This window comes from Amycolatopsis stemonae (assembly GCF_054781455.1).
The window spans coordinates 351,083-368,434 of record NZ_BAAGUJ010000008.1 but is presented as its reverse complement, the minus strand read 5'-3'; the positions used below and the strand labels follow the sequence as shown (position 1 = coordinate 368,434).

Genomic DNA, 17,352 nt, shown 5'->3' with positions numbered 1-17,352 from the left:
TCAGCCCACGTTGACCAGCGCTCGCCGGGCTTCTCGCGCCGGCGCCGTCCCGACCCCGACCGCGGCCACCGCCAGGAGCAGCCACACCGCCACCACCGCGATCAGCCACGGCCAGCCCGCGTGGCCGTAGACCCACGCGCCCGCCGCGCCGCCGACGCTGCTGCCCAAGTAGTACGTCGCCGTGTACATGCCGCCCACCTGGCCGCGGGCGTTCTCCGGGGCGTCGGCCGCCGCCCAGCCGTTGGCGACCGCGTGCGCGGCGAAGAACGCGCAGGTCAGCACCAGGAAACCCGCGATGACCAGCGGCAGCGAGTCCGGCAGCGTCAAGGCCGCGCCGACCGCGGTCAGGAGCAGCGCCCCGACCAGCGCCCGGCGGCGGCCGACGCGGGCCACCAGGCGGCCGGCCGCGGCCGAGGACACCGAGCCCGTCGCGTACGCCAGGAACACCAGCGACGCGATCGCCGGTGACAGGTCCAGCGGGTGGCCGGTCAGCCGGAAGCCCGCGGCGTTGTAGAGCGCGACGAACGAGCCCATGGCCAGCAGCGCGACCGCGTACTGGGCGAGCAGCACCGGCTTGCCCAACGCCGTGACGAGCCCGCGCGCGACGGCCTTCAGGTCGGCGGCGCCGCGGGGCCGGGTGCCCGGCGGGAGCGTCACGACGGTGATCGCCGAGCAGAGCGCGCCCACGCCCGCGACGACGTAGAGCGCGCCGCGCCAGCCGAGCGGTCCGGCGGTGAACCCGCTGGCCAGCCGGCCGGCCATGCCGCCGATGGTGTTGCCCGCGATCATCGCGCCGATCGCGGCGGCGACGCCCGCGCGGCCGAGCCGTTCGGCCAGGTAGGCGGCCGCGACGCCCGGGAACCCGGCGATCGCGACGCCCTGCAGGGCGCGCAGGACCAGCAGGGCCGGGTACGTCGGCATCAGCGGCAGCAGCAGGCCGAAGACGACCGAGGCGATCACCGACGTCAGGATCACCGGCCGCCGTCCGACCACTTCGGACAGTGCGGCGATCGGCAGGACGGCGACGGCGAGCGCACCGGTCGCGACGCTCACCGCGAGCGCCGCGCCGCCGGGGTCGAGGTGGTACTGCGCGGCGAGCTGCGGCAGCACCGGCTGCGGCGCGTAGAGCAGGGCGAAGGAGGAGATCCCGGCCGCGGCGACGGCGGTCTTGACTCGGCGGGTGGAGGTCACCACCCGAAAGTAAGCAGAGCTAACCAATACGTCCAATGCGTCTCGCTGGCATGATCGATGCGATGACGTATGACTCGCTGTCGGCGCAGGTGGCACCGCACCTGCCCTTGCTCGCCGCCCTGCGGGAGACGAGGAACGTCACACGCACGGCCGAGCTGCTGGGCATCCCGCAGCCGACGGTCAGCCGCCGGCTCGCGGCCCTGGCCGACGCGCTGGGTGCACCCCTGACGGTCCCGCACGGCCGCGGCATCCGCCTCACGCGCGCGGCCGAACTGCTGGCGGAGGCCGCCGAACGCGGCTTGGCGGCGGTCGACTCCGGCGTCCGGCTGGCCCGCGAGGAGGTGGCGCCGGAGTCGGGCCACGTCGTCCTGGGGTTCCTGCACCTGCTCGGGCGGTCGCTAGTGCCTTCGCTGCTGCGCGGGCACCGGGCGCGGTACCCGGGCGTCCGGTTCACGCTGGTCCAGGGCTCGCGGCAGGAGATGGTCGACCGGCTGGTCGACGGCGAGCTGGACCTGGCCCTGCTGGCGCCCCTGCCCCATGCCCCGTCGCTGGCCACGGCCGGCCTGGTCGACGAGGAGATCCTGCTGTCGGTCCCGGCGGGTCACCGCCTCGCGGGCCGGAGCTCGGTGCGGGTGGCGGAACTGGCGGACGAGGAGTTCGTGCTGCTGGAACAGGGCTACGGCGTCCGCACCCTGACCGACGAGCTCTGCGCGGCGGCGGGCTTCACGCCGCGGATCGCGTTCGAGGGCCAGGAGTCGGACACCGTGCGCGGCCTCGTGGCGGCCGGGCTGGGCGTGGCGTTGCTGCCGCGCTTCGGCCCGGGCAGCCCCGCGGGCGTCGCGGAGGTACCGCTGTCGCCCCGCCCGTACCGCACGATCGGCCTGGCCTGGCGCGCCGACGAGCCGACGACCCCGGCGGTCGCCGGCTTCCGCGACCACGTCCTGGCCACCGCACGGCCGAAGCCGTGACGGTCAGGCCAGGGACGCCGTCAGCTCCACCAGGGTCCGGGCCGCGAAGCCGGTCGCGCCCGGGACGACCTCGTCGTAGTTCTTCTCCGACCGCGCCGGGCCCGCGATGTCCAGGTGCGCCCACGGCAGGCCCGAGGTGAACTCGCGCAGGAACAGCGCCGCCGTGATGCCGCCCGGACCCGCGGGGGTCTGCCGGACGTCGCCGAACTCGCCGCGGACGTTCTCCGCGTAGTCCTCCACCAGCGGCATGCGCCACCACGCCTCGCCCACCCGGGCGCCCGCCGAGACGACCGCGGCGGCCAGCGCGGAGTCCGAAGCGAACAGTCCGCCCGTGCGCAGTCCCAGGGAGACCTTCATCGCGCCGGTCAACGTCGCCGCGTCGACGACGTAGTCCGGGCCGAAGCGGCGGATCCCGTACGTCAGCGCGTCGGCGAGGACCATGCGGCCCTCCGCGTCCGTGTTGCCGACCTCGGTCGTCTTGCCGCCGTAGTGCCGGACGATGTCGCCGGGCCGGTACGACGAGCCCGAGACGTGGTTCTCCGCGGCCGGCACCAGCGCCGTCACCCGGACCGGGAGGCCCAGGACGGCGATCGCGCGGATCGCCGCGATGACGGCCGCGCCGCCCGCCATGTCCGTGCGCATCAGGTGCATGCCGTCGGCCGGCTTGATCGACAGGCCGCCGGTGTCGAACGTGATGCCCTTGCCCACCAGCAGCACGTGCTTCGCCGCGCCCGCCGGCTGGTACGTCATCTCGATCAGCCGCGGCGGCCGCGCCGAGCCGCCACCGACGGCCAGTACGCCGCCGAAACCCTGCGCCGCCAGCCACTTCTCGTCCCGCACGGTCACGTCGACGCCCGGGCCGGCGACGCGCGCGGCGGTGTCCGCCAGCCAGGCCGGGGTCTTGACGTTGGACGGCGTGTTCGCGAGGTCGCGCGTCAACGCCGTCGCCGCCGCCAGCGCCGAAGCGCGGGCAACCGGCTCGGCCAGCCCGGTGTTCCCGGTGACCAGCCGGACCGTCCGGACGGTCGGCGAAGGGTCCTCTCCGGACACCTTGAACCGGTAGCCGCCGAGCAGCAGCCCCAGCGCCAGCTCCGTCACGTGCTCGGCGGAAGCCTCCTCGGGCAGCACCAGCTGCACCGCGCGGAACGCGCGACCGCCGGCGCCGACGTCGTCGGCGAGGCCCGCGTTCACCGCGCGGACCAGGGCCGCGCCCGCCTTCCGGTACTGCTTCGGCTCGCCGTCGCCCAGGCCGGCGACCCAGCGGGCCTCGCCGGCGGGGACCGTCTGCACGTCGCCCGCCTTGCCGGTGATCCGGACACCGCCGATCTCCAGCGGCTCGGACTCGACGTCGTCGGCGGGAGCGGTCACCAGCCGGGCCGTCGGGGCGCCGCGGCGGAGGTCGCCCGCCACCTCGATGTCGAGCAGACTGGTCGGAACGGGGGGTAGCGGATTACGCACAGTGAGCAACCTTCGGGCGCAGAGGAACCGCGACCCCGGCCTCCGAAGGAGACCGGGGTGCGACGGAAGGACGGTTCGGGAGGGCTTGCTAGCCGGTGACCTCCGCCAATGCGGCGCCGAGGTCCTTCGCTTCTTCCGCGGAAAGTTCGACGACGAGTCGCCCACCACCCTCGAGCGGTACGCGCATCACGAGGCCCCGCCCCTCCTTAGTCACTTCGAGGGGACCATCTCCGGTCCGGGGCTTCATGGCCGCCATAGCGTGCTCCCTCCGTCTCAACCGGCGCGCCCGGGTCGCGCTCGCGTGAAAGCCAGCCGGGTCTGGTGTCCATTGTCCCTCATCAGCGGCCGGGCGCATCAGCGGACCGATCTTTTGCCGCCGTATCGGTGCTGGTATGCGGCTCGCGCGAGGTGAAAGACTGTCGGACGACCGACGTATCCGCGCAAGGAGAAGACGTGACCACATCCGACGTCCTGCTGGCCGCCGACGCCGACGGGGTGCGCACCCTCACCCTCAACCGGCCGCAGGCGTACAACTCGCTGACCGTCGAGCTGAAGGAAGCACTGCTCGCGGCGCTGCGCGAGGCGGCGGACGACGAGGCCGTCCGCGCCGTCGTGCTGACCGGTTCGGGCAAGGCGTTCTGCGCCGGCCAGGACCTGAAGGAGCACGTGGGGCTGCTCCAGGCAGGTGACCCCGCGCCGCTACACACGGTGAAGGAGCACTACAACCCGATCGTCCAGGCGATCGTGTCCATGGAGAAGCCGGTGATCGCGGCGATCAACGGCACCGCGGCCGGTGCCGGAGCCGCCTTCGCCTACGCGAGCGACCTGCGGATCGCGGCCGAGTCGTCGTCGTTCCTGATGGCCTTCGCCAACGTGGGGCTGGGCCCGGACTCCGGCGCGTCCTGGACGCTGCAGCGGCTGGTCGGCTACGGCCGCGCCGCCGAGCTGATGCTGCTGGCCCGGACCGTGGACTCCGCCGAGGCGCTGCGCCTCGGCCTGGTCGGCGAGGTCGTGCCGGACGAGGAGCTGCCCGCGCGCACCCAGAAGGTCGCCGCGAAGCTGGCCAACGGGCCGACGGTGGCCTACGCGAAGATCAAGAGCGTGCTGAACCTCGCCGCGCAGTCGACGTTCGAGGAGGCCCTCGAAGCCGAGGACGCCGCCCAGACCGCGCTCGGCGCGACCGCGGACCACACCGAGGCCGTCGAAGCCTTCGTCGGCAAGCGCAAGCCGGACTTCCAGGGCAAGTGAGCCGCCGGCTGCTTCCGGGTCAGGCGGCCCGGAAGCAGCCGGAGACGTGGTCGTCGACCATGCCGGTGGCCTGCATCAGCGCGTAGCACGTCGTCGGCCCCAGGAAGACGAAGCCGCGCTTCTTCAGTTCCTTCGCCATCGCCTTGGACTCGTCGGTGATCGCCGGGACGTCCGCCATCGTCGCCGGGCGCCGGTGCGACGCGGGCGCGAACGACCACAAGAGATCGTCCAACGGGGTGTCCAAAGAATCGATCGCCCGCGCGTTCTTGATCGCCGCCAGGATCTTCGCGCGGTTCCGCACGATGGACGCGTCCTGCATCAGCCGCTCGACGTCGGCGTCGCCGAACTTCGCCACCTTCGCCGGCTTGAACCGCTTGAACGCCTTCCGGAAGCCCTCGCGCTTGCGCAGGATCGTGATCCACGAAAGTCCCGACTGGAACGACTCGAGGCACAGCCGCTCGTACAGCTCGTCCTGCCCGTGGAGCGGGACGCCCCACTCCGTGTCGTGGTAGTCCACGTAGTCCGGGGTCGAATTGCCCCAGCTGCACCGCGCGACGCCGTCGGCGCCGACCAGCTCACTCATCCCCACCCACCGAATAGTCCTCCGCGAACCGCGCGAACCGCCGCAGCGACTGGCGCACCCCCAGCGCGAACGCCGGCCGCACCACCGGCCAGCCCAGCCGGCCCAGCGGCCCGAACGGCAGCCGCAGGTGCTCGGCCCAGACGAACGTCGAGCGCGTCGCGCCCTTCGGCACGACCTGGAACACGCCGGTGCCCTGCACGACGCTGCCCAGGTGGCGCACCGCGCACCGCACCGGCGGCTCCCAGCTGGTGATCTCCATGGTGTCGGTGAAGCCGACCCCGGCCAGCCCGGTGAACGCCGCGATCCGCGACCCGACGCTGCGGCCGTTCCCCTCGACGACCTCGACGTCCGTGCCGAGCATCCACTCGCCCTGGCGCGGCCAGTCCGTCAGCGCGAGCCAGGTCGTCCCGGCCGGTGCGCGGACCTCGACGGACAGGATCAGATCCGTCACTGGGCGCCTTCGGGCGAGCTCTCCCGCTCGCGTTCGCGCTGCTCCAGCTCGGCGACCCGGGTGCGCAGCTCGTCGAGCTCGACGCCGAGGCGGCGCATCACCCAGTCCACTTCGGACATCTTGTAGCCGCGCAGCACCAGCTGGAAGCGGACCTCCTGCAGGTCCTCGCCGGTGATGTCCTCGGCGGGCAGCCGCGTCGGCGAACTGCCCGGCGCCAGCGGGGCGAGCTCCTCACCCCGGCCGAACACGACGGCGGCGAGCAGGAACACCACGGCGGCCACCAGCAGCATGACTACGAGGTAGATCAGCGCGGTCGTCACGCGACGATCGTGGCATACCCACCCCAGGATCGTCTCGCGAGCACGACGAGCCGCAGCGAAAGCAGCACCCACGCGACCATCAACAGGACGCACGGGACGCTCAGGAACAGCCTCGACGCGTCGACGAACCCGGTGGCGCCGATCAGCAGCCCGACGGACGCGAGGTTGACGCCGACCGCGAGCGCGATGAGGACCCCGCAGAACCGGGCCAGCCCGGTGCCGTCCAGGCGGCGGCTCAGCCAGCGGATGCCGAGCAGCGCGAGCACGCCGATCACCGGCACGACGAACACGGCGCCGTGGGTGACGTGCGTGACGACCTTGTACCACCCGGGCGTCGGCGTGGAGAGCTTCGTCCACTCGCCGAAGGTGAGGATCCGGGCGTAGTCCCAGGACACCTGCATCAGGGGAACGCCGATGACGAGCTTCCACAGCGTGCGGACGCCGCTGAGCATGCCGAGCTCGGCCTGGTAGTCGCAGGCGACGACGGCCGCCGGGCCGAAGTCGGCGACCGCGCGGCGCTCCGCGTCCTCGTCGGTCCAGCCGCCGGCTCGGTAGGCGTCGGCGGCGTCGTTCAGGCCGTCCCGCGCCTCTTCGAGCAGGTCGGCCTTGAACCGGCCGCAGCCGTGCAGCCTGCGGTCCAGGTCCTGGAGGTATCCGTCGATCATGCTTCCAGCACTCCCCCGATGACCGCCGTGAACTCCCGCCACTCGGCGCGTTCGGCGGCCAAGGCCTGCTGCCCGGAGCGGGTGAGCCGGTAGGTGCGGCGCTTCCGGCCGGACACGACGTCCCATTCGCTGGCCAGCCAGCCGGCCCGCTCGAGCCGGCGCAGCGCCGGGTACACGGTGCCGGTCGGCAGGTCGAGCGCGCCGTCGCTGCGCAGCTGCAGGGCCTCGATGATCGCGTAGCCGTGCAGCTTGCGGCCGTCGAGCACGGCCAGCAGCAACGCGTCGAGGTGCCCGCGCAAGGTGTCCGCCTTCATAGGTACGCAGTCTACGCATGCCCACCCCGGAGACGCTATTGCCGGGACACTCCGTACACACCGGGGTATTTCCCGGAGATGACCCGGATCTCATGGATTTGGTGGCTACATGTAGCCAGTCTACGTATATAGTCGCTCGGCATGGACGCACTCCCGGTCGCGAGACTCCAGTTCGCGACGACGACCTCGTTCCACTTCCTGTTCGCGCTGCTCACGCTGGGGCTGGTCACGCTGGTGGCCGTGATGCAGACGCGCTGGACGCTCGGCGGCAAGCCCGAGCTGCTGCGGATGACCCGCTTCTGGGGCCGGTTGTACGTGATCAATTACGCGCTGGGGATCGTCACCGGAATCGTGATGGAATTCCAGTTCGGGCTCACCTGGACCGGGCTTTCCGCATTCGCCGGCGACGTCTTCGGCGCACCGCTGGCCATCGAGACGCTGGTCGCGTTCTTCCTCGAGTCGACGTTCCTCGGCCTGTGGATCTTCGGCTTCGGGCGCATGAACAAGTGGCTGCACCTGGCACTGGTCTGGCTGGTCACGCTGACCGCGTACGCGTCGGCGATGTTCATCATGGTGGCCAACTCGTTCCTGCAGAACCCGGTCGGCAGCCGGCTCGAGGGCGGCACCCTGCGCCTCGACGACTTCGGGGCGCTGTTCTCGAACCCGGCGCTGGTCGCGTCGCTGCCGCACGTGCTCAGCGCGGCGCTGGTGACCGGCGGGTTCTTCGTGGTCGGCGTCAGCGCGTACCACTTCCTCAAGCGGACGACGGAGATCGAGTTCTTCCGCCGGTCGATGCGGATCGGCGTGGTCGCCGCGCTGGTCGGCTCGATCTTCGTGGTCAACCAGGGTTTTGCGCAGTTCCGCGAGCTGAAGATGTACCAACCGGACAAGCTGGGCGAAGCCTCGGTGGGCGCGCCGCTCGGCGCGATGATCACGCTCGGGTTCCTCATGCTGCTCTGCGCGCTGCTGGGCACGCTGCTGCTGGTCCGGAACTGGGTCACGAAGGCCCGGTTCCTGCACTACCTGATGGTCGCGGCGATCCCGCTGCCGTTCGTCGCGGCCATCATGGGCTGGCTGGTGCGCGAGCTCGGCCGCCAGCCGTGGCTGGTCTGGGGGAAGCTGCGCACCGCGGACGCGATCGCGGGCGTCCCCGGCGGCCAGATCCTGTTCTCCTTCATCGCCTTCTCACTGCTGTTCGCCGCGCTCGCGGTCGCCGACTGGGTGCTCATGGCGCGCGTCGCCAAGCGCGGCCCGGAGCCGGTCGACGAGCCCGCCGAGCTGCCCGTCCTGAGCGGAGTCTGACCGATGGTGACCTTCTGGTGGTGCGTGCTCGGCCTGCTGACCTGCGGGTACTTCGCGCTGGCCGGCTACGACTACGGCGTCGGCATGCTCCTGCCCGCGTTCGAAGCCGACGAGCGGAAGCGGCGGCAGACGCTCGGCGCGCTCGGGCCGTTCTTCCTGGCCAACGAGGTCTGGCTGGTCGCGGCCGTCGGCCTGCTCTTCGGCGCGTTCCCGCACCTGGAGGGCAAGGTGTTCGCCGGGGCGTACGTCCTGGTCGTGACGCTGTTGCTCGGCCTCGTGACGTTCACGGCGTCGCTGCAGCTGCGCAGCCGCCGCCCGGACGCCCGCCGCGGCGCCTGGACCGCGGGCATCGTCGGCGGCGCGCTGGTGACGGCGTTGTCGTGGGGCCTGTTCCTCGGCAACCTGGTCCTCGGGCTGCCCCCGGTCGCCGACGTGCTCGCGTTCTTCACCCCCTACGCGGCGCTGTGGGGACTCGGTTTCGTCGCGCTGTTCTGCCTGCAGGGCGCGGCGTTCCTCGCCGTCCGGGCGCCGGCGGAGCTGACCGGCCGCGCGGTGCGGCTGGCCCGCGCGTGCACCGCACCCGTGTGCGCGTTCCTGGTCGTCGCCACGGGCTGGGGGTTCTTCGCGCTGGACGGCGTGACAATCCTCGGCGGCGGTGTCGTCGTCCTGGCGTTCACGGCTTTCGCCGTCTGCTGGCTGGGGTTGCGGACTCGCCGGTACCGGGTGGCGCTCGCCGGGTCGATGGTGCTGTCGGCCTGCCCGGCGCTGCTGGCCGGGACGCTGCGGTTCCCGACGGTGCTGGTGTCCTCGGGCGCCCCGCTGACCGTCGGCGACGCGGCGACGGCGGCCGGGACGTTCGCCGTCCTGGGCTGGTTCGCCGCGCCCGCGCTGGTGGTGCTGCTGGTCGTCCAGTGGCTGACGTGGCGCGCGCACCGGCACCCGCTCGACCAGCGTTCGCTGCTGCACTTCTAGGGGGACACCGTGCCTGCCTTGCCCGGACTCCGGCGTTACCTGGCCGTACTGGCCACGCTCGGGGTGCTCTCCGCCGCAGCCGTCCTGATCCAGGCCGAGGGCCTGGCCACGCTGCTCACCGGCGGCGGGGTTTCGCTCTTCCTGGCCGTGGCGGTCGTCTTCCGGGGCGCGCTCGCCTGGGGCCACGGTGTCCTCAGTGGACGGTTCGCGGCATCGGTGCGCGGCGGCCTGCGACGTCGGCTGCTCGGTTCCGCCTCGGACCGCGCCGGGGTCGTCGCCACGCAGATCACCCGGGGCGTCGACGCGACGGACAGCTACCTGACCGGGTACCTGCCGTCGCTGGTGGTGTCGGTGGTCGTGCCGATCGCGGTCGTCGTGCGGCTGTTCACGACGGACCTGGTGTCGGCACTGGTGGTCACCGCGACCCTGCCGTTGATCCCGGTGTTCGCGATCCTCGTCGGCAAGCACACCGCGGCGCGCACCGCCCGGCAGTGGTCGCTGCTGACCAGGCTGGGCGGGCACTTCCTCGACGTCGTGCGCGGGCTCGGGACGCTGAAGGTGTTCGGGCGGGCTTCGGCGCAGGCGTCGACGGTCCGGGCGATGGCGTCCGCGCACGCCGACGCGACCTTGAAGACGTTGCGGGTCGCCTTCCTGTCCTCCCTGGTGCTGGAGCTGGTCGCGACGTTGTCCGTGGCCCTGGTGGCGGTGCCGATCGGGTTCCGGCTGCTGTCCGGTTCTCTCGACGCGCGGACGGCTCTGCTGGTGTTGGTGCTGGCACCGGAGGCGTACCTGCCGCTGCGCGCGGCGGGCGCGAAGTTCCACGCGGCCGCCGAGGGGTTGACGGCGTTGCGGGAAGCCCTCGCCGCGCCCGTGGTTTCCGTTCGGTCCGGGACGCGGTGCCGTCGCCGGGGCACGCCTTCGCTGGAACTGGAGCGGGTCTCGGTCGTCCACAACGGCGTTCCCGCTCTGTCCGAAGTGGACTTGTGCGTGCCCGCCGGTTCGCGGCTGGCGTTGGTGGGACCGAGCGGGTCCGGGAAGAGCACGCTGCTGTCGGTGGTGCTGGGGTTCGTCCCGCCGACCTCGGGGCGAGTCCTGGTCGACGGCGTGGACCTGCGCACGCTCTCCCTGTCCGACTGGCTGGCCGACGTGGCGTGGGTCCCGCAACGGCCGACGCTGTTCCGCGGTTCGCTGGCTTCCAATATCGCGTTGGGCGGCCCGGCCGACGTTCCCGTGGCGGCCCGGGCGGCGGCCCTCGATTCCGTGGCTTCCGGCTTGCCCGACGGCTTTTCGACCCAGGTGGGCGAACTGGGCGAGGTCCTGTCGGCGGGACAGCGTCAGCGGGTGGGGCTGGCGCGGGCACTGGCCCGGACTTCGGCGGGCTTGGTGCTCCTCGACGAACCGACGGCCCGCCTGGACTCCCGCACGGAGGCGGCGGTCCTGTCGGCGACGCGACGGCTGCTCCCCGGCCGTACTTCCCTGCTGGTCGCCCACCGACCGGCGATGATCGCCCTGGCCGACCGGGTGGTCGAGCTGCGCGACGGCCGGGTGTGCGCGGAGGTGGCGGCGTGAGCCGGCGGCGACATGAGCCGGACGCGCCCACGGCCCCCAGACGCCGTGGCGGCGTGAGCATCTGGGCCGTCTCCGCGCGGGACGTTCGGCGGCTCCTGCGTGCCGCGCTCCTGGGCGCCGGGGCCGAACTCGCCGCCCTCGCGCTCATGGCCACCGCCGCCTGGCTGCTGCTGCGGGCCGCCGAGCAACCTCCGCTCGGGGCACTGACCGTGGCCATCGTCGCCGTCCGGACGCTCGCCCTGCTGCGCGGCGGGCTCCGGTACGCCGAACGGCTCGCCGGGCACGAAGTCGTCCTGCGGTGGCTCGGCGCCCTCCGCACCCGCGTCTACCAGGCCCTCGTCCCCGGCTCGCGCCACTCCGGCGGCGACCTCGTCACCCGGCTCGTGTCCGATGTGGACGCTCTGCAGGACGCCGTGCTCCGGTGGCTGCTGCCCGCCGGAGTCGCCGCGCTCGTCGGGGCGGTCTCCGTCGGGGTCACGGCCACCGCGTCCGGGCCCGCCGCCGTCGCCCTCGCGGCCGGGCTGCTCGTCGCCGGCGGGCTGCTGCCGTGGCTGGTCGCGCGCGTCACCCGGCGGGCCGCCGCCGAGGACGCGCCGAGGCGGGCCGAGCTCGCCGAACGCGCTGTCGAACTCGTCACCGGGCACTGGGAGCTGCTGGCCGCCGGCGCACTGGACGAACACCGCGACCGGGCGGCCGCCGTCGTCGACCACCTCGCCCGGAACGAACGGGCCGTTTCGGCCAAAACGGCCGCGGCGACCGCCGCCGGGACACTCGTCCAGCTGGGCACCACGGCGGCCGTCGCCCTGCTGTGCCACGCCTCCGTGCCGTGGACCGCCGCGCTCACGCTGGGCGCCATGACCGCGTTCGAGGTCGTCCTCCCGCTCATCGGGGCCGCCCGGCGCGTCCCGGAAATCCGGGCGTCGGCCGCTCGCGTGCGGGCCGTCCTCGCCACGCCCGTCCCGCCGAGCGGCACGCGGGTCGTCCGAAGTGGACACTTCCGGCTGGAGAAGGCCGGCGTCCGGTACCCGGGTCGCGCCCCCGCGCTGAGGGACATCGACCTCGACCTCCCGCCGGGCAAGCGCGTCGGGATCCTCGGGCCCAGCGGCGCCGGCAAGACGACCCTGCTCCGCCTGCTCCTCGGCACCGCAACCGCGACCGACGGCCGGGTGACCCTCGACGGCCACCCGCTCGGCGAGTACGACCTGCCGAAGCTCGTCTCGGGCGCCGAAGCCGACGCCCACGTCTTCCACGCGACCGTCCGCGAGAACCTCGTGATCGCCAAACCGGACGCCACCGACGAAGAAATGCGGGACGCCTGCGAAACCGCCGGGTTCGACCTGGACCTCGACCGCGCGACCGGCCCCGACGGCGCCGCGTTGTCAGGCGGCCAGCGTCAACGGCTGATCCTCGCCCGCGCGGTCCTGGCGGCGCCGGAGGTCCTGGTGCTCGACGAGCCGGTCGAAGGCCTCGACCCCGCGCACGGTGACGCCGTCCTCGCTCGGGTGCTCGCGAAAGCGCGAGGCAGCGTCGTGCTCGTCACGCACCGGCCCGAGCACCTCGACGGCTTCGACGAGGTCCTCACCCTCGAGGACGGGCGAGCACTTCCCGCATCGGCGGCCGGTCCGCGACCCGGACGTCGGTGACGTCGGGCAGCCACTCCTCGTCGACCTGCACGAACTGGGTGAACGGCGCGTCGGCGGCCGGGACTCCGCAGCGCGAAAGGGCCGTGCCGAGGATCTGCCGGGACATCGCGCCGAGCTGCAGCAGCGACCGGTTCCGGTGCTTGCGGACGCCGAGGTTGACCTGCGCGAGCCCGTCGAGGCCGTAGCGGGCCTCGGCGTCGAGCAGCAGCCCGATCTCGACGCCGTACCCGGCGGCGAACGGCACCGACTCGAGGAACTCGCGGGTGCCCGCGTACTCGCCGCCGAGGGGCTGGACCAGCCCGCCGAGCGACGGGCGCAGCGCCGACAGCACCGGCCGCGCCAGCAGCTCGGTGACGCGCCCGCCGCCCGTGCTCTCCAGCCGCAGCGGCCGCCGGTAGAAGCCTTTGACCAGGTGGACGCCGGTTTCGGAGACCAGCGGCCCGAGCAGGGAGGGCACGAACGACGGGTCCGGGTCGACGAGGTCGGAGTCGAGGAAGACGACGAAGTCGCCGCGGGTCGCGGCCAGCGAGCGCCACAGCACCTCACCCTTGCCGGGCACCGGCGGCAGGTCGGGAAGGACGTCTTCGCGGCGGACCACGCGCGCGCCCGCGGCCTCGGCGACCCGCGCGGTCGCGTCCGTCGATCCGGAGTCCACGACGATCAGCTCGTCGACGACGCTGCCGACCAGCGGCCGGACCGACGCGACGACGTCGCCCACGGTCCGCTCTTCGTCCAGCGCCGGTAGCACGACCGAAACCGTCCGGTCACCCTTCGCGGTCACGATGTCCTCGGGCGTCCAACCGGGCTCCTGCCACGTACGCCGCTCGAACCAACTCACGAGTAACGATCGTGCCATGCTGGTGCTACCGCACCCGAGGAGGAGGATCACTTGATCGCGCTGCTTGTCCGGTTCGTGCTGGGCCCGCTGGCCAGGGCGGTGTACCGGCCTGAGGTGCACGGCGTCGAGAACGTGCCCGAGACCGGCCCGGTCCTGCTGGCGGCCAACCACCGCGCGGCGCTCGACACCGGCGTGATCACGTTCGCGACCCCGCGGCAGGTCAAGTTCCTCGGCAAGGCGGAGTACTTCGTCGGCAAGGGCCTCAAGGGCAAGGCACTGGCCGGCTTCCTCGGCGGCCTCGGCTACGTCCCGGTCGAGCGCGGCAACGCCCAGGCCGGGCTGGCCGCGCTGGAAGCCGCCCGCAAGGTTCTCGACGCGGGCGGCGTCTTCGCGATCTACCCCGAGGGCACCCGCTCCCTGGACGGCCGCCTCCACCGCGGCCACACCGGCGTCGCGGCGCTGGCCCTGGCGACGGGCGCGAAGGTGGTGCCGGTCGCGCTGTCCGGCACCGAAGGCCTCCAGCCCGCCGGAGCCCGCATCCCCCGCCTCGCGAAGATCAGCATCACGTTCGGCAAGCCCCTCGACTTCTCCCGCTACGAGGGCCAGGACTACTCGCCGGCGATCCGCCGCTCGGTCACCGACGAGGTGATGTACCAGATCCTCGAGCTGTCGGGCCAGGAGTACGTGGACACCTACCACAAGCGGCCGAGCGAAGGCGTCGCCTGAGCGTCACCACGGCACCGGACCTTCGTCGTCGACGAAGGTGCCGGTCGGGCCGTCCGGCGGGATCGTCGCCATCCGCACCGCCGCCACCGCGCCCTGGGCCGGGGTGCGGAACCCGGAACGGCCGTTCAAGTCCGTCGCGCAGAAGCCCGGGCACACCGCGTTGACCAGGATCCCGTCGGGACGCAGCTCCCGCGCGTACTGCAGGGTCAGCGACGTCAACGCGGTCTTCGACGGGGTGTAGCCGGCGGAAATCGGCAGCTGAGCCTCGGGGTCGGCGTTCCTGGTCAGTGACGCGGCGCTGCTGGAGACGTTGACGACGCGCGGCGCGGCCGAGCGGCGCAGCAGCGGCAGCAGGGTGTTCGTGACCGTGATGACGCCGAAGAAGTTCGTCTCGAAGATCGTGCGCAGCGTGCCCAGGTCGGCGGTGCTGGGGCTCTGCTGCGCGAGCTCCGTGCCCGGCGGGCGGGCGACGGCGGCGTTGTTGACCAGCACGTCGAGCCGGCCGTAGCGCTCGTCGAGGTGCGCGGCGGCCGCGGCGACCGACGCCGGGTCGGTCACGTCGAGGACCACCGAATCCACGCCCAGCTCCGCGGCCGCCTTCTCGCCCAGTTCGGCGCTGCGGGCGCCGATGACGACGGTGTGCCCGAGAGCGGCCAGCTGGGCGGCGATCTCGCGGCCGATGCCCTTGTTCGCACCGGTGACCAAAGTGATTTCGTCCATGGCTCCAGCACACCAGCGGGGCCCCCGCGCGAGCCAACACCGATGCCGCATCGGCCGATACTCTGGTGGTATGGAGACGCGGGAGCTCGCGTATTTCGTCGCCGTCGCCGAGGAGCTGCACTTCGGCCGGGCGGCACAGCGCCTCGGCATGGCGCAGCCGCCGCTCTCGCGCGCTATCCAACAGCTCGAACGCCGCATGGGCGTGCCCCTGCTGGACCGCACGAGCCGCGGGGTGACGCTGACCCCCGCGGGCGTGGTTTTCCTTGCGGAGAGCCGCAAAGCGCTCGACGCGGTGGACGCCGCGGTGCGCCGGGCGCAGCGCGCGGGGCAGGAGGAGCCGAAGCTGCTCGTGGCGATGAAGCCCGACGGCGACGCCGGCTTGCTCGCGCGGATCCTCCCCGGTTACCGGGCCGATCCGGACGCGATCGAGGTCGAGGTCGTCGTCGGCGGGATCGGCGAGCAGTCCCGCATGCTGCGCGACGGCCGCGTCGACCTGGCGTTCCTGCACGGCCCGCACGACGACCTCGCCGGGTTCGACACCGAGCTGCTCCTGGAGCAGGACCAGCTGGCGTTGCTCCCCCGCGGCCACCGCCTGGCCGACCGGGCGGCGCTGGTGCTCGCCGATCTGGAGGGCGAGCCGTTCCCCCGGTGGCCCGGCAAAGACGTGCCCGGGCCCGAGGTCCGGGATCCCGGGCAGCTGCTCCAGCTCGTGGCGCTGGGTCAGGTCGTCGCGGTGGTCCCGGAGTCGGCCCGGCGCCACGTGCGCGCGGACGTCGTGTGCGTGCCGGTGCTCGACGCGCCGAGGACGACGGTGCTGCTGGCGTGGCCCGATCGGACGCGGTCCCGGGCGGTGGCCGCGTTCGTCCGGGCGAGCACCGACGTCAGATCCCCGGCGCTCCCTTCGCCCACTTAGGCGGGGCCGGCGGAACGTAGGTCTCGAACCGGTCGAGCAGCACCGCCGCGTCCGCGTCCACCATCAGCAGGTCCCGGTAGTCCGCCTTGACGAAGCCCTCGGTCACCATGTGGTCGGCGAACGCGACCAGCGGGCCGTAGTAGCCGTCGACGTCGACCAGGCCGATCGGCTTGCCGTGCAGGCCCAGCTGCGCCCAGGTCCAGACCTCGAAGAGCTCCTCGAGGGTGCCCGCGCCGCCCGGGAGGGCCAGGAAGCCGTCCGACAGGGCCGCCATCTTGGCCTTGCGCTCGTGCATGTCCCTGACGACGTGCAGCTCGGACAGTCCGGCGTGCGAGATTTCGACCGACGACAGGGCCTCCGGGATCACGCCGATCACCTCGCCGCCCGCGGCCAGCGCCGCGTCCGCGACGACGCCCATCGTGCCGACGCTCGCCCCGCCGTACACCAGGCCGATGCCGCGCTGGGCCAGCAGCTTGCCGAGCGCGGCCGCCTGCTCGGCGTAGCGCGGCGAGAACCCCATCGACGAGCCGCAGAACACGCAGATCCGGCTCATCAGTGGGTGTCCTCCCACGCCTGGTAGGACTCCTGGACCACGCGGACGGCGTCGTCGATGTCGTCGGTGACGTGCAGCAGGTCGAGGTCGTGCGGGCTGATCTTGCCCTCGGCCTGGACGGTCTTGGCGATCCAGTCGTAGAGGCCGCCCCAGTAGTCGCTGCCGAACAGCACCACCGGGAACTTCGTGACCTTCTTGGTCTGCACCAGCGTCAGCGCCTCGAACAGCTCGTCGAGCGTGCCGAAACCGCCGGGCAGGCAGATGAAGGCCTGCGAATACTTGATGAACATCGTCTTGCGGGCGAAGAAGTACCGGAAGTTGACGCCCAGATCGACCCACGGGTTCAGGCCCTGCTCGAACGGCAGCTCGATGCCGAGGCCGATCGAGAAGCCGCCGGCCTCGGCCGCGCCGCGGTTGACGGCCTCCATCGCGCCCGGGCCGCCGCCGGTCATCACGGCGAAGCCGGCGTTGGCCAGCGCGGCGCCGATCTTGCGGCCGAGCTCGTACTCCGGGTTCTCGCGCTTGGTGCGCGCCGAGCCGAACACGGTGACCGCACGCGGGACCTCGGCGAGCGCGCCGAAGCCCTCGACGAACTCGGCCTGGATCCGCAGCACCCGCCACGGGTCGGTGTGCACCCAGTCGCTCGGGCCGCGCGCGTCCAGCAGCCGCTGGTCGGTGGTGCTGCCCTGGTCACGGCGGTCGCGGCGGAGCACCACCGGGCCCTTGTGCCGCTCGACCGGCCGTTCGGGGTACTGGCCGTCCGGCCATTCAGACTGTTCGCTCACTACGCCATGCTACGGCCTCGCCGCCGGCGAAAATGCCAGGAGCGCCGTGGAGGTGAAGTCGATGGCGGGCTCGTTACCGGGCCATGAACTCAGGTCGTCGGCGCAGCGGGAACCCGGCCGTCGAAGGATTCAT

General features: G+C 72.8%; 20 protein-coding genes. 8 read left to right on the top strand and 12 right to left on the bottom strand.

Translation table 11 applies throughout. The annotated features are described in order from the left end of the window. Entirely contained in the window at window positions 1–1,191 is a 1,191-nt protein-coding gene (locus ACYVLJ_RS29360) for an MFS transporter (RefSeq protein WP_460441095.1), read from the bottom strand. Window positions 1,192–1,253: 62 nt separating this feature from the next. On the opposite strand from ACYVLJ_RS29360, the gene ACYVLJ_RS29355 reads away from it, so the two are divergent. After that, on the top strand, window positions 1,254–2,159 hold the full coding sequence (locus ACYVLJ_RS29355) for a LysR family transcriptional regulator (protein ID WP_460441094.1): 906 nt from the start codon (window positions 1,254–1,256) through the stop codon (window positions 2,157–2,159). A gap of 3 nt (window positions 2,160–2,162) precedes the next feature. Here ACYVLJ_RS29355 and ACYVLJ_RS29350 read toward each other — a convergent pair whose 3' ends face one another. Together ACYVLJ_RS29350 and ACYVLJ_RS29345 are read right to left on the bottom strand one after the other, a co-directional pair. Further along, window positions 2,163–3,617 (bottom strand): leucyl aminopeptidase family protein, encoded by a 1,455-nt coding sequence (locus ACYVLJ_RS29350; RefSeq protein ID WP_460441093.1) that lies wholly within the window; start codon window positions 3,615–3,617, stop codon window positions 2,163–2,165. 88 nt (window positions 3,618–3,705) lie between these two features. Continuing rightward, a complete protein-coding gene (locus ACYVLJ_RS29345; protein WP_013222969.1) occupies window positions 3,706–3,873 on the bottom strand; it encodes a DUF3117 domain-containing protein in 168 nt (55 codons plus the stop codon). Between the two features lie 197 nt (window positions 3,874–4,070). Between ACYVLJ_RS29345 and ACYVLJ_RS29340 the strand changes: the two genes are divergently transcribed. After that, the gene (locus ACYVLJ_RS29340) at window positions 4,071–4,865 is read left to right on the top strand and encodes a Clp protease/crotonase-like domain-containing protein (protein WP_460441092.1); all 795 of its coding nucleotides are present in this window, start codon (window positions 4,071–4,073) and stop codon (window positions 4,863–4,865) included. Window positions 4,866–4,884: 19 nt separating this feature from the next. On the opposite strand, the gene ACYVLJ_RS29335 is transcribed toward ACYVLJ_RS29340, so the two are convergent. The 5 genes from ACYVLJ_RS29335 to ACYVLJ_RS29315 are packed head-to-tail and all read right to left on the bottom strand — an operon-like array spanning window position 4,885 to window position 7,198. Further along, a complete protein-coding gene (locus ACYVLJ_RS29335; protein WP_460441091.1) occupies window positions 4,885–5,448 on the bottom strand; it encodes a DNA-3-methyladenine glycosylase I in 564 nt (187 codons plus the stop codon). After that, the gene (locus ACYVLJ_RS29330) at window positions 5,441–5,899 is read right to left on the bottom strand and encodes an SRPBCC family protein (protein WP_451977216.1); all 459 of its coding nucleotides are present in this window, start codon (window positions 5,897–5,899) and stop codon (window positions 5,441–5,443) included. The genes ACYVLJ_RS29335 and ACYVLJ_RS29330 overlap by 8 nt, the downstream gene beginning before the upstream one ends. Beyond that, complete coding sequence (locus ACYVLJ_RS29325) at window positions 5,896–6,219, bottom strand: DivIVA domain-containing protein (RefSeq protein ID WP_451977219.1); 324 nt, start codon at window positions 6,217–6,219, stop codon at window positions 5,896–5,898. Before ACYVLJ_RS29325 ends, ACYVLJ_RS29330 begins: the two co-directional genes overlap by 4 nt. Continuing rightward, the gene (locus ACYVLJ_RS29320) at window positions 6,216–6,884 is read right to left on the bottom strand and encodes a permease prefix domain 1-containing protein (RefSeq protein ID WP_460441090.1); all 669 of its coding nucleotides are present in this window, start codon (window positions 6,882–6,884) and stop codon (window positions 6,216–6,218) included. The genes ACYVLJ_RS29325 and ACYVLJ_RS29320 overlap by 4 nt, the downstream gene beginning before the upstream one ends. Further along, window positions 6,881–7,198, bottom strand: a complete 318-nt coding sequence (locus ACYVLJ_RS29315; protein ID WP_451977225.1) for a helix-turn-helix transcriptional regulator — start codon at window positions 7,196–7,198, stop codon at window positions 6,881–6,883. Before ACYVLJ_RS29315 ends, ACYVLJ_RS29320 begins: the two co-directional genes overlap by 4 nt. A gap of 141 nt (window positions 7,199–7,339) precedes the next feature. Between ACYVLJ_RS29315 and ACYVLJ_RS29310 the strand changes: the two genes are divergently transcribed. From ACYVLJ_RS29310 to cydC, 4 genes are read left to right on the top strand one after another with little or no spacing between them, the layout of a single operon-like run. Further along, the gene (locus ACYVLJ_RS29310) at window positions 7,340–8,500 is read left to right on the top strand and encodes a cytochrome ubiquinol oxidase subunit I (protein WP_460441089.1); all 1,161 of its coding nucleotides are present in this window, start codon (window positions 7,340–7,342) and stop codon (window positions 8,498–8,500) included. Window positions 8,501–8,503: 3 nt separating this feature from the next. Further along, window positions 8,504–9,472: a cytochrome d ubiquinol oxidase subunit II gene (locus ACYVLJ_RS29305; protein WP_460441088.1), complete on the top strand. Its 969-nt coding sequence runs from the start codon at window positions 8,504–8,506 to the stop codon at window positions 9,470–9,472. Between the two features lie 9 nt (window positions 9,473–9,481). Beyond that, the gene (gene cydD / locus ACYVLJ_RS29300; protein ID WP_460441087.1) at window positions 9,482–11,041 is read left to right on the top strand and encodes an ABC transporter ATP-binding protein/permease; all 1,560 of its coding nucleotides are present in this window, start codon (window positions 9,482–9,484) and stop codon (window positions 11,039–11,041) included. Between the two features lie 53 nt (window positions 11,042–11,094). Further along, window positions 11,095–12,684, top strand: a complete 1,590-nt coding sequence (cydC, locus tag ACYVLJ_RS29295) for a thiol reductant ABC exporter subunit CydC (RefSeq protein ID WP_460441086.1) — start codon at window positions 11,095–11,097, stop codon at window positions 12,682–12,684. Here cydC and ACYVLJ_RS29290 read toward each other — a convergent pair. Next, a complete protein-coding gene (locus tag ACYVLJ_RS29290; protein ID WP_460441085.1) occupies window positions 12,620–13,522 on the bottom strand; it encodes a glucosyl-3-phosphoglycerate synthase in 903 nt (300 codons plus the stop codon). The two genes, cydC and ACYVLJ_RS29290, sit on opposite strands and share 65 nt — an antisense overlap. A 51-nt stretch (window positions 13,523–13,573) precedes the next feature. Between ACYVLJ_RS29290 and ACYVLJ_RS29285 the strand changes: the two genes are divergently transcribed. Beyond that, window positions 13,574–14,248, top strand: coding sequence for a lysophospholipid acyltransferase family protein (locus ACYVLJ_RS29285; protein ID WP_451977243.1), 675 nt, complete (start codon window positions 13,574–13,576; stop codon window positions 14,246–14,248). Between the two features lie 3 nt (window positions 14,249–14,251). Here the strand turns inward: ACYVLJ_RS29285 and ACYVLJ_RS29280 are convergent, their stop codons facing one another. Then, the gene (locus ACYVLJ_RS29280) at window positions 14,252–14,968 is read right to left on the bottom strand and encodes an SDR family oxidoreductase (RefSeq protein WP_460441084.1); all 717 of its coding nucleotides are present in this window, start codon (window positions 14,966–14,968) and stop codon (window positions 14,252–14,254) included. A gap of 70 nt (window positions 14,969–15,038) precedes the next feature. Here ACYVLJ_RS29280 and ACYVLJ_RS29275 point away from each other — a divergent pair, with 70 nt between their 5' ends. Continuing rightward, window positions 15,039–15,881: a LysR family transcriptional regulator gene (locus ACYVLJ_RS29275; RefSeq protein ID WP_451977249.1), complete on the top strand. Its 843-nt coding sequence runs from the start codon at window positions 15,039–15,041 to the stop codon at window positions 15,879–15,881. Here ACYVLJ_RS29275 and ACYVLJ_RS29270 read toward each other — a convergent pair. Continuing rightward, window positions 15,850–16,434: an LOG family protein gene (locus ACYVLJ_RS29270; protein WP_451977252.1), complete on the bottom strand. Its 585-nt coding sequence runs from the start codon at window positions 16,432–16,434 to the stop codon at window positions 15,850–15,852. The genes ACYVLJ_RS29275 and ACYVLJ_RS29270 overlap by 32 nt on opposite strands. After that, window positions 16,434–17,219 carry an LOG family protein gene (locus ACYVLJ_RS29265; protein ID WP_451977255.1) on the bottom strand — a complete coding sequence of 262 codons (786 nt, stop codon included), beginning with the start codon at window positions 17,217–17,219 and terminating at the stop codon, window positions 16,434–16,436. Before ACYVLJ_RS29265 ends, ACYVLJ_RS29270 begins: the two co-directional genes overlap by 1 nt. Window positions 17,220–17,352: the final 133 nt, after the last annotated feature.